Here is a 13940-nt window from a genome sequence, read left to right on the forward strand (position 1 = left end):
ATGACCGACCAGCCGCTGGACGCCGAGCAGACCGAGTCCGTCGAACGCCGGGTGCGGACGGCCGTGTTGGACCAGGACGGCGTCCTCGACTGCGCCGTCGTGTTCAACGAGGCCGACCCCGCGGCGGCCGGCGCCCGCGCCTGTGTCCGGTGCGGGATCAGCGCCGCTTACCCGGGACTGCGCTTCGACCCGGACGGGGTCTGTTCGCTGTGCGCGCGCTACGCCGCCCATCGATCGGCGATGCACGCCTACTTCCGTGACCCGCGGGAGCTGGCGCCGCGGTTGCGCGAGGCCGCGCGAGGGCGCGGATCGGACTACGACTGCCTGCTGCTGTTCAGTGGCGGCAAGGACAGCACGTATGTGCTCTACCAGCTCGTGGGACTGGGTCTGCGGGTGATGACCTTCACCTTCGACAACGGGTTCATCTCGCGGACCGCGCTGCGCAACGTCGAGACCGTCACCGCCGAACTGGGCATCGAACACGTCACCGCCACCCACGCCGACCAGAAGCGGATCTTCCTGAACTCGCTCCAGGAGCACAAGAGCGTGTGCAACGGGTGCTTCCGCTCCCTCCTGGACCTGAGCACCGAACTCGCGCACCAGCGCGACATCCCCACGGTGGTCACCGGGCTCTCCCGCGGCCAGATCATGGACGAGCGGCTGTCCTGGTTCCACGAGCAGGGCATCTTCGACGTGGCCGAGATCGAGGAGAAGCTGCGGCTGGGCCGGGAGGTGTACCACCAGGCCGCGGGCACGGTCGACGCCGCCGCGGTGAACGCGGTCCAGGTCGTCGACTACTTCCGCTACTCGGCGGTGACGAAGGAGGACGTGCGAGCCTTCCTGCGCGAGCGCTCGTCGTTCTGGGCGCAGCCCACCGATACGGGGTTCTGCAGCTCGAACTGCATGATCAACGATGTGGGCACCTACGTTCACGCCGCGGAGCGCGGTTTCCACAACTACGAGGCGCCGACCCGCTGGGAGGTACGGCTCGGGCATCTGGACGTCGCCGAGGCGGACGCGGAGCTGCGCGCCCCGGTGGAGACCGCGCAGGTGAAACGGATGCTGGCCAGGATCGGCTATCCGGACCCGGCCGACGCCGACCGGACGGGCGCCCGGCTGGCGGTCTACTACGTCGCCGACCGAAGCGCGTCGGGCGACCGGCTCGCGGCCGCGGTGGCCGATGCCCTGCCGCCCGCACTGGTACCGGCGCAGTGGGTGCAGGTGGCGGAGATCCCCAGGGTCGCGGGCGCCGTGGATCAGTGGGCTCTGCGCGGGATGCACCGCCCGAAGGCCCCGGGCTCGCGGGGCGGGGGCGTCACCGCGGACGCGGATTCCGATCGCTCGGTCGCGGTCCGTCCGGTACAGCGTCGGATTCTCGATCGGGATCCGGTCCGGGCGGCGCACCGGGCCCGAGCCCTGTTCCTGACCTCGGAGTCTGGTTTCCCGGTCACCGACCTGAAGCGGGTGTGGCTGCAACTGCTGCTGCACCACGAGGCGTTGCGGCTGCGGTTCGGCCACGGGGATCAGGGCTGGCGGCAGTCCCGGGGCGGCCTCGGCGGTGCGGTCCACGTCTCGCGGGTGGACCTCACCAGCCAGGCCCCGGGCGCGCAGGGGCAGGTGCTGCGTCGGCTCACCGACCGGATGCGGGCCCGGCTGCACCTCGATCGGGGTCCGCTGCTGCGGGCCGCGGTGGTCGACCGGGGCACCCGGCCGGCGGGGCTGTTGATCGTGGTGCACGAACTGGCCGCGGACGTCGAGTCCTGGCGGGTGCTGTTGGCGGACCTGGCCCTGGGGCTGGGACAGCTCCAGGCGGGCTCGGACGTGCGGTTGCCGCCTGCCGCGTCGTTCCTGGACCACCCGGCCGAGCTTGCCGACGTCGAGGACGAGGCGGGCCCGGAGGTCGCCGGGGCCGGCTGTGTCCTCCCGGGTTCGCCCGCACCCGAGCCGATCGCCGAGGAACCGCTCGAAGCGCGCTGCCCGGTGCGCGCGGCGACGGCCCGCGACGTCGCCGCTGCGATCGCGCACGTGCTGGTCGAGGAGTTCGGCGGCGGGCGACTGGTCGCGGACGTCCTCGATCACACCACGCGCAGGCCCGCGGCACGGGTGATCGGTCCGCTGGCCGAAGCGGACCGCTGGGTGGTGACCCCGCTCGCGCGGGGAGCGAGCGTCGTACGGGCCGCGGGAGCGGCCGAGCCGGCCCGGGTGCGCTACGAACACTTCGGCGATCCGGCCGCCGCGCTGCTTCCGTCGGGGGTGGCCTGGACGCTGCGCGACACGGTGTGGCGGGACTTCGCCGGGCCGGGGCACCCGGGCGACACCGATGCGACGATCACCGGTGTCGTCGACGCCGGCGAGCTCGTGCTCACCTGGTGGTGTCCCGCCTCCGTGGGCACGCGGCTGGCGGCGGCCCACATCCCCGAGCGCGTCGCGCAGCAGCTGATCGGGGAGCAGGCCGGCTGAGGTGGCGCGCTCACGCACCCTCGGTGTGCTCGGTGGGATGGGACCGGCGGCGACGGCGGAGTTCCTGCGGCTGCTGGCCGTGCGCGTCGCGGCCGGCAGCGACCAGGAGCACCCGCGGATCCTGATGCTGTCCGAGCCGGGCATCCCGGACCGGACCGCCGCGCTGCTCAGGGGCGACGACGCACCGCTCCTGCCCATCCGGCAGGCGCTGTTCACCCTTGCCGGCTGGGGCGCGGAGCTGCTCGCGGTGCCCTGCAACACCGCGCACGTCTACATCGATCGATTCCGCAGCCGACTGCCGGTGCCCCTGGTGCACATCGTGGAGGCGAGCGTGCGGGCCGCCGAGGTCGCCAGTCCCGACGGGGCCTGGTTGACGGCGACCGCGGGTACCGTCGCCGGCGGCATCTATCAGCGCTATGCGCAGCACCGGGGATACCGACTCCTGCTCCCCGACGAGGCGCTCCAGCAGCGCATCCACGCCGCCACCGTGCTGGTGAAGGCGAACCGGCTGCCCGCTGCCGGCGCGACCCTGGGTTCGGCGGTCCACGAGCTGCTGCGCATTCGGTGCCTGCCGGTGATCAGCGCCTGTACCGAACTCCCGCTCGCCTACGCGCACAGCGGGCTGCCGGCGGAATTCCAGGTGTCCAGCGTCGACGCACTGGCGTCGGCCTGCGCGCACGCCCTGTACCCCCACCGCGGACCCGTACCGGGCCTGCTCTCGTCGACGGCCCGACGGGCGGTCGCCGGGTCCGGCTCCGGGTCCACGTCCGATCCCCCCGAAGGAGCACGATGACACGCTCACGCCTGTCGAAGGAACGCCGGCTGCTGCGCGAGACGGTCGCCGACTTCGCCCGCGCCAAGGTGGCTCCGGTGATCGCCGATATCTACCGACGCGAGGAGTTTCCCTACGAACTGGTCGCCGCCATGGGCCGCATGGGCTTGTTCGGACTGCCCTTCGAGGAACGCTACGGCGGCATGGGCGGGGATGTGTTCACCCTGTGTCTGGCCATCGAGGAACTGGCCAGAGTGGACTGCTCGGTGGCCGTCGCACTGTCCGCGGGCGTGACGCTCGGCGCGATCCCCATCCATCGGTTCGGCACCGCGGCACAGAAGGAACGCTGGCTCCCCGCCCTGTGCACCGGCGAGCGGATCGCCGGCTTCGGGCTCACCGAACCCGGCGGCGGGACCGACACGGCGGCGGCCCGCACCAAGGCGGAACTCGACGGCGACGAATGGGTGATCAACGGCAGCAAGGCGTTCATCACCAACTCCGGTACCGACATCACCAGCCTGGTCACGGTGACGGCGGTGACCGGTACCCGCGCCGACGGCGCCAAGGAGATCTCCGCGCTCGTCGTGCCGTCGGGCACCCCGGGCTTCACGGTGGCACCGTCGTACTCCAAGGTGGGCTGGTGCGCCTCGGACACCCACGAACTCGGTTTCGCCGACTGCCGGGTGCCGGCCGAGCACCTGCTCGGCGAACGCGGCCTGGGCATCGCGCAGTTCATGTCGGTGCTGGACGAGAGCAGGATCGCGATCTCGGCCGTCGGAGCGGGAATGGCCCAGGGCTGCGTGGACGAGTGTGTGCGCCATGCCAAGGAGCGGACGGCGTTCGGGCAGCGCATCGGCGCGTACCAGTCGATCCGGTTCAAGATCGCCGACATGGAGACGCGCGCCCACACCGCACGCCTGGCCTACTACTCGGCTGCGGCCTCGATGCTGCGCGGCGAATCCTTCTCGAAGGAGGCGGCGATGGCCAAGCTGGTCTCCTCCAGGGCGGCGATGGACAACGCCAGGGACGCGACCCAGATCTTCGGTGGCTCCGGCGTGATGAACGACAGCCCCGTGGGCCGCTTCTACCGCGACGCCAAGATCCTGGAAATCGGCGAAGGCACCACCGAGGTACAACAGATGATGATCGCCAGGCACCTTGGCTTGTCCTGACCCCACCGCCGGGCAGCGCCGCGACGCGTCATCTCCGGGTTCGCCGACCTCCGAGTGGCCCTCGGCGAGTTCGGGAAGGGCCGACGCCATTGCCGGCCGGTCACCGGATCCGGACGCGCGCGGCCCGACGCCGGGAGTCCGAGGCTGCGCCGACTGCCCGGAACGTCGCGGCCGGCCACGCTCGGTCCGGCCGCGACCTTTCTCGGGTGGGGCGAGTGGGTTATCCCAGTCCGCGGTCGAGGGCGGCGGCGAGTTCGCCGTTCTCGGTGTCGCCGCTCAGCTCCCAGAAGAAGGCGCCGCCCAGCCGCTGTTCCCTGGCCCACTTCGTCTTGACGGCGAGGCTGGCCGGGGTGTCGTAGCCCCACCATTCGTTGCCGCAGTGGCCGTACGAGGTGCCGCCGGCCAGGCCGGTGGCGGGGCAACGAACCTTGAGCGCGCGGTAGCTTCCGTCACCCGACGCGGGCGCGGTCGCGGTGCCGCCCGGTTCGCTCTGGGTGACGCCCGTCCAGCCGTGGCCGTAGAAGGGAACGCCGAGCAGCAGCTTCTTCGCGGGTACGCCCTTCGTCCGGAGCTTGGCGATGGCATCGGCCGAGTTGAAGTTCGGCACTGGGATGCCCGGGTACGACGTCAGCGGCGAGTGCGGGGCGGTCGGACCCTGCGCCATCCACGGCCCGAAGAAGTCGTATGTCATCACGTTGTACCAGTCCACGGCCCCCGAGGCGCCGGCGTAGTCGGCAACGTCGAGCTTGCCGCCCGGGGCGGCGTCGGCCGTGATCGCGGCGGTGACCAGGGCGCCGTTGCCGAAGCCGGCACGCGTGGCGTCCAGCAGGGTCTTGATCGACCCGAAGCCGCTCGCGTCACAGGTCAGACCGCACCCGTTCGGGTACTCCCAGTCCAGGTCGATGCCGTCGAACACGTCAGCCCAACGCGGGTCTTCGACCACGTCGTGGCACGACTGGGCGAACGGCCGTGCCTGGTGCCCGGCCGATCGGGGTCTCGCGGGTGCGTGACGGGTCGTGCGGTGCCTGTGCTCAAGGGAACTCCTCGAACTCGGTCCGAACGTGCGGGGAGGCTGCGCCGCCACGCAGGCGGGTGGAGAGCTGTGATACCTGTCGCGGCCGCATGAGCCTAGGAAAGGTCTGAACCACTGGTCAATGGTCCGTACCAGATTGGTCTGGACCAGGGTCAACGTCGAACCTCGATACCTCTCCGATCTGGCGCAGGGGACCTGCCGAAGGACAAGTACTTCAAGCTGGGCCTCCAGCTCTCCGGACGATGCGTGCTGAGCCAGAACGGCCGGGAAGTGGCCCTCGCGGCCGGTGACTTCGCGATCTACGACACCACCCGCCCGTACCGCCTCTCCTTCCCGGCCGACTACCGCCAACTGGTGGTGATGTTGCCGCGACCCCTGCTGGGTGTCCCGCTGCGGGAGATGGACGGGCCACCGCCCGCCGGCTGTCCGGGCAGCGCGGCTTCGGCGCCCTCGCGGTGGGCTTGCTGCGGCAACTACCGCAACACCAGGCGGAGTTCGAAGGGGCCGAGCGGGACCGACTGGCCGACACGGTGACCGATCCGGTGGCCGGTCTGGTCACGGCCCGCTCGACCCGGTCGCGTCCGCCGGCGGGCCGGGGGCGTCGATCACCACGATCAGGGCCTACCTCGAGGCCCGGCTCGGCGATCCCGATCTGGGCCCGGAACAGGTGGCCGCCGCGCACTACGTCTCCACCCGTCAGCTGCACCGGCTCTTCCAGGGGGAGGGAACGACCGTATCCGGCTGGATACGGCATCGCCGACTGGAGCACTGTCGCCGCGAGTTGGGCGATCCCGCGATCCGGGAACGCCCGATCGGGGCCGTCGCCGCCCGCTGGGGCCTGACGGACGCGGCCCGGTTCAGCCGGACCTTCCGCCGGGCGTACGGATGCAGCCCGCGCGCGTATCGGGCGGCGACGATCGGGTGAGAGGTTGCGTGGGCAGCCGGAACGCGGGGGCCGGGCCGGCGCCGACGGACAAGTACCGGGCGCCCAAAGACAAGACGAGCCCGCCCCCGATGGGAGACCTTCGCTTCGGGAGGCGCGCATCGGACGCGCCGTGACACCAGGGCGGCGGCATGCCGAAGGGCCGGCTTCTCATCGGCGGACTGTGGACGGCGGCGGCGGACGGTGCGGAGTTCCCCGCGTACGACCCGGCGAGCGGTGCTCTGCTCGGCCGGCTCGCCGCGGCCGGTCCGCCGGACGTCAGGCGTCAGGCGTCAGGCGTCGCGGTGGCGCAAAACCACGTAGCCGCCGAGCACGGCGGCGGCGGTCCAAGCGAACAGGATCGCGAGCGCCGTGCCGGAGGTGTAGTCGGGGCCGAAGCGGTCGTCGTCGGGTGCTCGGGCGATGCGCATCAGTTGCAGGCCGGCCTGGTCGGGCAGGTACTGCAGGACGGGTTTGAGGGTGGGGACGTTGCGAGTCCCTGCGAACCGAGGAACAGCAGCGGCAGCAGGAGACTCAACGCGACAGCCGAACTGCGCACGATGGCCGTGACTCCCATGGACAGGACGCAGATCAGAGTCAGGTAGGTGACGGCGCCGGCGAGTGCCGTAGGAATCCCGTCCGACGTGAGTGTGGTGCCGTATGGGCCCAGGATCGCCTGTGCTCCGGCGAAGGTGACGATGACGGTGACGGTCGAGCCGGCGAGGGCGGCCAGCGTGCCGGCGAGTAGTTTGCCGCCGTAGAGCAGCCCGCGTTGGGGCACGGCGGTCAGCGATGCGCGCATCGACCCGGACGAGTACTCGGAGCCGACGAGCAGGACGCCGAAGGCGACGAGGGCGAGTTGTCCGATGGTCACGCTGTACAAGCCGGCGGCCAGTGGGCTGAAGTTGACGACGTGCTCGATGTTGCCACGCCAGTTGAACGCGACGAGTGTGCCGATGCCGGTGCTGATCACGAAGGTCAGCAGCAGTGTGAGACGGGTCGACCGCACGGTCCACACCTTGATCCATTCGGCGGCCAGTACCGCTCGGGGCGAATTTCCGGTCATCGGTGTTCTCCCGCCGGCTCAGCCCGGTATTCGACCGCGTCGGCTGTCAGTCGTATGAATGCCTCTTCCAGGGACACGCTCTTGCGCGTCACTTCGTGCACCGTCACCGCGTGTGCTGCGACCAGTTCGCCGAACCGCTCTGCCGTGGTGGCCACTTCGAGGCTGCCGTCCGCGCGGTCGGCGGCCGTGATCCCTGCACCGCCCAGCACGGCGCGCAACCGTTGCGGGTCGGGTGTGCGGACCCGCACCCCGGCGTTCGTGTGCCGGTCGATGAACGCGGTCATGCCGGTGTCGGCGAGGAGCCGGCCGCGACCGATGACCACGAGGTGGTCCACGGTGAGCGCCGCCTCGCTCATCAGGTGGCTGGACACGAGGACGGTGCGCCCCTGGAGCGCCTGGTCTCGCATGAGTCCGCGGATCCACAGGATGCCCTCCGGGTCGAGCCCGTTGATCGGCTCGTCCAGGATCAGGACGGCGGGGTCGCCGAGCAGTGCTGCGGCGACCCCCAGTCGCTGACTCATGCCCAGCGAAAACCTCCCGGCCCGACGGTGCGCGGCGCTCTCCAGGCCGGTCAGCTCGATCACCTCGCGCACGCGGCGTGACGGGATCCGGTTGCTGCGGGCCAGACAGCGCAGGTGGTCGAGCGCGGTGCGGCCGGGGTGCACCGCCTTGGCGTCGAGCAGCGCGCCCACCGTGCGCAGCGGGTCGCGCATCTGCCGGTAGTGGGCGCCGTGGATGCGTACCTCGCCGCCGGTCGGGCGGTCCAGGCCCGGCATCATGCGCATCGTGGTGGACTTCCCGGCTCCGTTGGGGCCCAGGAATCCGGTCACCCGGCCGGGCTCTACTCGAAAGGTCAGCCCCTCCACGACGGTGGCTTTTCCGTAGCGCTTGGTCAGGTCGGTGACGTCGATCATGGAGGTGATGGTCGGGCACAACAGGGTGCGGCCGCGTCCGGCTCGGGGTGGACCGCCCTTCGTCCACCTCTGGGTGGAGTACGGCCGCCGCCTGCCGGCGGCACCCCACTGTGGGAGGAGCGGCGGTGTCGGCCGCAGGATGGAGGTGCCGCGGTGTATCCCCTCGATATGGTCGAGCGGTGCAAGCAGGTACGGCCTGGACGACGACCCTCCCCTCCTGGCTCGGCGGCTGAGCCGGCGCCAACGCACAACCCTGGACTGCGTGCTCATGCTCGGCTACGCGGCCGCGTTGTTGTTGACCGGGCCGGCGGGGGGCTCGTCGGCCGCACCGCCGTCCTCGACGCCGGTGCCGTGGGAGCGGCTCGTGCTCGTCGCCGCGGCCACGGTGCCTGTCGCCGTACGGCGGATCTGGCCGGTGCCCGTGTTCGTGGTCGTCCTGGCGGTCACGGCCGTGGCGGGGTCACTCCCGGCCGATTCGCAGGGATCCGGGCATATTCGCGTCGTGTTCCTCGGAGTGGGGTGGGTCGGTATGAGCTTTCTCGCTGTTCGGACGGTCGATGGTCGGACGATCGCTGTCCCTCGGCACAATGCCCGTCAGCCCGACGGCAGTCGGCCCGACGGTGTCGACCCGACGGCGAGCGAACCGTCCCACTCCCCCGCCCCCGCGGCTCCCACCAGCATCCTGGTGAACGGGTGCCCAGGCTCGGTCAGGATGCGCCGTGCCGGGCCCTGTTCGACCACCCGCCCGCCGTCCAGGACCGCGATCCGATCGGCGAGTCGACCCGCCGCCGTCAAGTCATGGGTGATGAACACCAGGCTCAGCTCGACGTGTTCGCGCAATTCCGCAAGAACATCCAGGATTCCCCGTCGGGTGGACGCGTCCAGGCCGGAGGTGATCTCATCACACACCAGCACCCGAGGTCGGGCGAGTAGGGCCCGGGCCAACGCGGCGCGCTGTACCTCGCCTCCGGACAAGGCGCCCGGTCGGCGTCCGGACGTCTGGGCCGACAGCCCGAGTTCGGCCAGCGTGCGCAGGGCTTGCGCGCGGGCCGCGTCCGGCTCGACGCCACGCAGCCGGACCGCCGTCCGGGCCACCTGCTCGACCACCGGGCGATACTCGTCGAATGCGGCCCGCGCGTCCTGAAACACGTATTGCACGCCCGCGAGTTCGGCACGAGCGCGAGCGCGCAGCGAGCGCCGCAGCGGCACGCCGTCGAGCAGAATCCGGCCATCGTGGTCACTGTGCAGTCCGGCCACGCACCGGCCCACGGTGGTCTTGCCGCTGCCGGAACGCCCCACCAATGCGAGGCATTCGCCCGCCGCCACCGCCAGACTCACCTCGTGCAGCACGTCGACCGACCTCCCGCCCACACGGTGTCGGGCCACCAAGTCGCGGACTTCCAACCGGGATTCGCCCACCGCCCGGGAGCGAGGAACGGGCGGAGCCGCCCGCCGCGCGACGACGCCCCGTCCGGCAGCCTGCCCGGAAGCGGCCAACGCCCGTACGGACGGCCCGGATTCGACCACCCGCCCGTGGGCCAGCACCACCACGTCGTCGGCCAGCCGGCGCACCACGTCCACATCGTGGCTGAGCAGCAACACGGCGATCCCCTGCCCGGCCACCGCCGCCAGACGCTCGACGACCCCTTGCTTGGTGAGCGCATCCTGCCCCGTGGTGGGCTCGTCGGCGACCAGGGCGCGTGCCCCGAGCAGGAGCGCCTGGGCCAGCACCACACGCTGCTGCTGGCCGCCGGAGAGCTGATGCGGAAAGCGTCGCACCACCTCCTCCGGATCCGGGATCGCGGCCGCCCGCAGCGCGTCGTACACCCGTTCCCGGATCGCGGCGCGCCCGCCTCCCGCCGGCCGGGCGATGTCGCGCAGCAGCGCGCCGACCCGACGGGCGGGGTTGAGCACGGCGCCGGGATGTTGCGGGATGTAGGCCACCGGACCGCCTTCCGTGACCCGTACGCTGCCCGTCACCCGGGCGCCGGTGGGGAATTCGCCGAGCAGCGCCAGGCCCGTGGTGGTCTTGCCGCTGCCGGACGCGCCCACAAGGGCGGTGATCCGCCCCGCCCACGCGGTCAGGCTGACGCCGTCCACGATCGCCCGTCCGGCAACCTCCACCCGCAGGTCGGTGATCGCCACGACCGGTTCCGGATCCTTCATCGTCGTTCTCCCACCCGCTCGTCGGGGTCTTGCAAGGCCGCGTCGAAGAGCAGATTCGTGCCCATCGACAGCGCCACGATCAGCGCTGCGGGGACCACCACCGCCCACGGCTGGAGGAACAGGCCGACCCGGTTGCGGTCCACCATCACCGCCCAGTCCGAGGCGTCGGGTGCCACCCCCACACCCAGGAAGGCGGCGGTGGCCACCAGGTACAGCGCGCCGGACAGCCGGATGCCACAATCGGCGGCGAGGGTCCGTCGCATCGACCGCGCCACGTAGCCGACGGCCGTCCGCCACCACGATTCGCCCTGCATCCGCAGCGCCTCCACCACCGGCCGTGCCGCGATCTCGGTGGCCGCCGACACCACCACCCGGGCGGCGTCGGGCACGATCACCAGGGCCACCACCAGGGCCAGTTCGGCCGGCCCCGGCCGGAACAGCGCGGCCACCAGCAGCACGAACAGCAGCGAGGGCACCGCGAGCAGCACGTCGAGCGGCCGGATCAGCGCTTCCGCGAGCCAGGTCCGCCGGGTCAACGCGGCGGCCAGCCCGAGCGGGATCGCCACCAGGTAGGCGGTCCCGGTCGCGGCGACCGCCACGAGCACCACCGATCGACCGCCGAGGAGCACTTGGCGCCAAACGTCGCGTCCGGCGAAGTCGGTGCCCAGCCAGTGCCCCTGGCCACCGGTGAACGAGACGCCGCGTGCTCCGGCCGGGCCCGCGAACAGCGGCCCGAAAACCGCGAACAGCAACGGCAGGGCAACCAGCCCGATGGCGAGCACGTACCGCCGCACCGCCGGCCGGCGTGGGCCGAAACCGCCTTGCTTCCCGAATTCGCTCACGCTGCCACCTCCGCGCGCGGTGCCAGGCGTCGGGTGACCAGATCGGCGCCGAGATTGACCACTACGGTCACCACCCCGAACACCACCGCCAGGCCCTGCACCACCGGGATGTCGCGCGCGGCTACCGCGTCGATCAACACCGTGCCCAGGCCCGGGATCACGAACAGGGCCTCGACCACGATCACGCCGCCAAGCAACCAGTCGCAGGTCCGGGCCAGTTGTTGACCGGCCGGGGCCAGGGCATTGGGCAGGGCGTGGGCCCAGCGCACCCGGGCCGGGGCCAGGCCCAGCCGCCGAGCGTGCACGGCGTACGGCGACGCCGTCGCGTCGATCATTCCCGCGCGCACCAGGCGGCTGATCGTGCACACGGGCCGAGACAGCAGCACCAGCACCGGCAGGACCAGGACATCGGGGTGCGCCCAAAGGTCGCCACCGGTGCCGATGGCGGTGGGCGGCACCCACCCCAGGCGCAGCGCGAACAGCGTGATCACGAGCACCCCCAGGGCGAACTCCGGGACGGCGTGCACCGCCGCCGTCAACCCGCTGACCACCCGGTCCACCGGCCCTCCCTCGCGGCGCGCGGCAAGCACCCCCAGCCCCACCGACAGCGGCACGAGCAAGGTCGCGGTGACCCCGGCCAGCACCAGCGTGGGCCCCAGCCCGTCCGCAAGCAGATCGGTGACCGGTCGGCCGGAGACCAGCGAGGTACCCAGGTCGCCGTGCGCCAACCCGCCGACCCATGCGAGCAGGCGTTCGCCGGCCGACCGGTCCAGGCCGAGGTTGTCCCGGATCCGCGCGATCCGCTGCGGATCGGGCTGGTCGCCCGCCAGAGCCACCGCCGCGTCACCGGGCAACGCCTCGGTGAGCGCAAAGATGAGTACGACCAGCGCCGCCGTCTGCCCCACGCCCAACAGCAGCCGCCGACCCAGCCAGGCTCGCGCCGGGCTCACGCGAGCCAGACCCGGTCGAAGCGGGCCCAGTCCACGGTGTTGGCGGGCGCGGTCACCGACACCCCGCGCACCCGGTTCGCGGTGGCCACGATCCAGTCCGCGAATCCCCAGATCAGGAAGCCGCCCTCGGCGTGCAGCCGGCGCTGCATGCGCTCGTACAGTGCCGTGCGCAGCGTCTCGTCGGAGGTGGACTGGATTTGTTGGTAGAGGTCGTCGAAGTCCTTGACCCGCCACTGCGAGGCATTGGTACTGGAGTCGGTCAACAGCCGCTGGGAGACGTGTGCCTCGATCGGCATCGCGCCCGAGCGGTAGGAGGCGATGGTGCCGCCGGTGAGGATGTCCTTCCAATAGGTGTCCTTGTTGCCGATCCGGACGTCGATGGTGACCCCGGCCTCGGCGGCCTGTTCCTTGAAGATCCCGGCCGCCTCGACGAAACCGGTGGCGGCGGGCGCGGTGTCCAGGGTGACCCGCAGTCCCTCGGCGCCCGCCTCGCGCAACAGCGCGCGGGCCCGGGTGAGATCCCGGGTGCGCTGGGGCAGGCCTGCCGCGTAATAGCGATACCCCTTGCCGAACAGGTCGTTGCCCACCTCGCCGGCGCCCGACAGCGCGCCGTCGACGAGTTCTCGGCGGTCGGCGATCAGGAAGAACGCCTGCCGCACCCTGGGATCGTCGAACGGCGGCCGGTCGGTCTTCATCACGAACCCCTGCATCGCGCTGTTTCGCAGCCGCACCACCGTGATCCGGCCCTTGCCCTCGTGGACGCGCGCGGTGGCCGGGTTCAACTCGTGTGCGTATTCGACCTGTCCGCCCAGCAGCGCGTTGGTGCGCGCCGACTCCTCGGCCGCGACCACGAACTCCACTTCGTCCAGGTGCGGCGCACCCTCCCAGTACCGGTCGTTGCGCCGGAGTACGAGCGAACTGCCGGGTTTGAAGGAGCCGAAGGTGAACGGGCCCGAACCTATGGGCCGTTCGAAGGCGTCCGCGTCCTTGGGCACGATGTAGGCGCCGAACGCGGCCAGGGTGTTGGGGAATTCGGCGTAGGAACGCTTGAGCCGGAACTCCACCGTGGCCGGGTCCAGGGCCCGACTGGCGGCCAGGTCGATCGGTTCCAGGGACGCCTTCGCGCGAAACGCCCGCTTGGGGTCGGCGATCCGGCGAAAGCTGTACAGCACGTCCTCGGCGGTGACCGGCCGCCCGTCGTGGAAGGCGGCCGAGCGCAGCCGGACCCGCCACGTGGCCAGGCTCTGATCGGCCTCCCATCCGGCGGCCAGCCGGGGCACCGGGGCCAGATCCGCCCCGTAGTCGGCGAGCTTGTCGAACAGGGCCTTGGCCCGGGCCACCTCGACGAACAGGTTGGCCTGGTGCGGGTCGAGGTTCTCGTTGGCTCCGCCGCCGGGAAAGGCCGCGCGCAGTCGGCCGCCGCGCCTGGGTGAGCCCTCGGTGCCGGTTCCGGGGTGCGGACCGGGATCGGCCGATCCGCCGGCGGCGCAACCCGTCGCCAGGGCCAGCGCGCCGGCGCCGCCGGCGGCCAGGACGACCCGTCGTGAGATGCGGGGCAGGCGGTCGCCGAGCGGTATGGGTGAACTGGTGCGGCTCATGGGTCGTGCTCTCCGTGATGGTGGCTGGGTGATCGGGTCGGTGTG

General features: G+C 71.8%; 13 protein-coding genes and 1 pseudogene. 5 read left to right on the plus strand and 9 right to left on the minus strand.

Features of this window, described 5'->3' with window-relative positions:
- From ACZOOI_RS31180 to ACZOOI_RS31190, 3 genes are read left to right on the plus strand one after another with little or no spacing between them, the layout of a single operon-like run.
- Positions 1-2460 (plus strand): condensation domain-containing protein, encoded by a 2460-nt coding sequence (locus ACZOOI_RS31180; protein ID WP_465282903.1) that lies wholly within the window; start codon positions 1-3, stop codon positions 2458-2460.
- Position 2461: 1 nt separating this feature from the next.
- The gene (locus tag ACZOOI_RS31185; RefSeq protein WP_391587935.1) at positions 2462-3253 is read left to right on the plus strand and encodes an aspartate/glutamate racemase family protein; all 792 of its coding nucleotides are present in this window, start codon (positions 2462-2464) and stop codon (positions 3251-3253) included.
- Entirely contained in the window at positions 3250-4404 is a 1155-nt protein-coding gene (locus ACZOOI_RS31190) for an acyl-CoA dehydrogenase family protein (protein WP_465282904.1), read from the plus strand. The genes ACZOOI_RS31185 and ACZOOI_RS31190 overlap by 4 nt, the downstream gene beginning before the upstream one ends.
- A gap of 220 nt (positions 4405-4624) precedes the next feature.
- Here the strand turns inward: ACZOOI_RS31190 and ACZOOI_RS31195 are convergent.
- A pseudogene (locus ACZOOI_RS31195) lies at positions 4625-5368 on the minus strand (glycoside hydrolase family 18 protein); the annotation flags it as partial.
- Between the two features lie 264 nt (positions 5369-5632).
- Between ACZOOI_RS31195 and ACZOOI_RS31200 the strand changes: the two are divergent.
- Positions 5633-5971 (plus strand): cupin domain-containing protein, encoded by a 339-nt coding sequence (locus ACZOOI_RS31200; RefSeq protein ID WP_465284189.1) that lies wholly within the window; start codon positions 5633-5635, stop codon positions 5969-5971.
- 133 nt (positions 5972-6104) lie between these two features.
- On the plus strand, positions 6105-6362 hold the full coding sequence (locus ACZOOI_RS31205) for a helix-turn-helix transcriptional regulator (RefSeq protein ID WP_465282905.1): 258 nt from the start codon (positions 6105-6107) through the stop codon (positions 6360-6362).
- 290 nt (positions 6363-6652) lie between these two features.
- Here ACZOOI_RS31205 and ACZOOI_RS31210 read toward each other — a convergent pair whose 3' ends face one another.
- The 8 genes from ACZOOI_RS31210 to ACZOOI_RS31245 form a co-directional block, all read right to left on the minus strand.
- The gene (locus ACZOOI_RS31210) at positions 6653-6790 is read right to left on the minus strand and encodes a hypothetical protein (protein WP_465282906.1); all 138 of its coding nucleotides are present in this window, start codon (positions 6788-6790) and stop codon (positions 6653-6655) included.
- Entirely contained in the window at positions 6790-7425 is a 636-nt protein-coding gene (locus ACZOOI_RS31215; protein ID WP_465282907.1) for an ABC-2 transporter permease, read from the minus strand. Before ACZOOI_RS31215 ends, ACZOOI_RS31210 begins: the two co-directional genes overlap by 1 nt.
- Entirely contained in the window at positions 7422-8339 is a 918-nt protein-coding gene (locus ACZOOI_RS31220; RefSeq protein ID WP_465282908.1) for an ATP-binding cassette domain-containing protein, read from the minus strand. The genes ACZOOI_RS31215 and ACZOOI_RS31220 overlap by 4 nt, the downstream gene beginning before the upstream one ends.
- Before the next feature lie 276 nt (positions 8340-8615).
- Positions 8616-8786, minus strand: a complete 171-nt coding sequence (locus tag ACZOOI_RS31225; protein ID WP_465282909.1) for a hypothetical protein — start codon at positions 8784-8786, stop codon at positions 8616-8618.
- Between the two features lie 147 nt (positions 8787-8933).
- The gene (locus ACZOOI_RS31230; protein WP_465282910.1) at positions 8934-10505 is read right to left on the minus strand and encodes an ABC transporter ATP-binding protein; all 1572 of its coding nucleotides are present in this window, start codon (positions 10503-10505) and stop codon (positions 8934-8936) included.
- Positions 10502-11299, minus strand: a complete 798-nt coding sequence (locus ACZOOI_RS31235) for an ABC transporter permease (RefSeq protein WP_465284190.1) — start codon at positions 11297-11299, stop codon at positions 10502-10504. Before ACZOOI_RS31235 ends, ACZOOI_RS31230 begins: the two co-directional genes overlap by 4 nt.
- A 44-nt stretch (positions 11300-11343) precedes the next feature.
- The gene (locus tag ACZOOI_RS31240; protein ID WP_465282911.1) at positions 11344-12297 is read right to left on the minus strand and encodes an ABC transporter permease; all 954 of its coding nucleotides are present in this window, start codon (positions 12295-12297) and stop codon (positions 11344-11346) included.
- Positions 12294-13895, minus strand: coding sequence for an ABC transporter substrate-binding protein (locus ACZOOI_RS31245; RefSeq protein WP_465282912.1), 1602 nt, complete (start codon positions 13893-13895; stop codon positions 12294-12296). The genes ACZOOI_RS31240 and ACZOOI_RS31245 overlap by 4 nt, the downstream gene beginning before the upstream one ends.
- Between the last annotated feature and the right edge of the window lie 45 nt (positions 13896-13940).

This window comes from Embleya sp. L77, assembly GCF_055557415.1.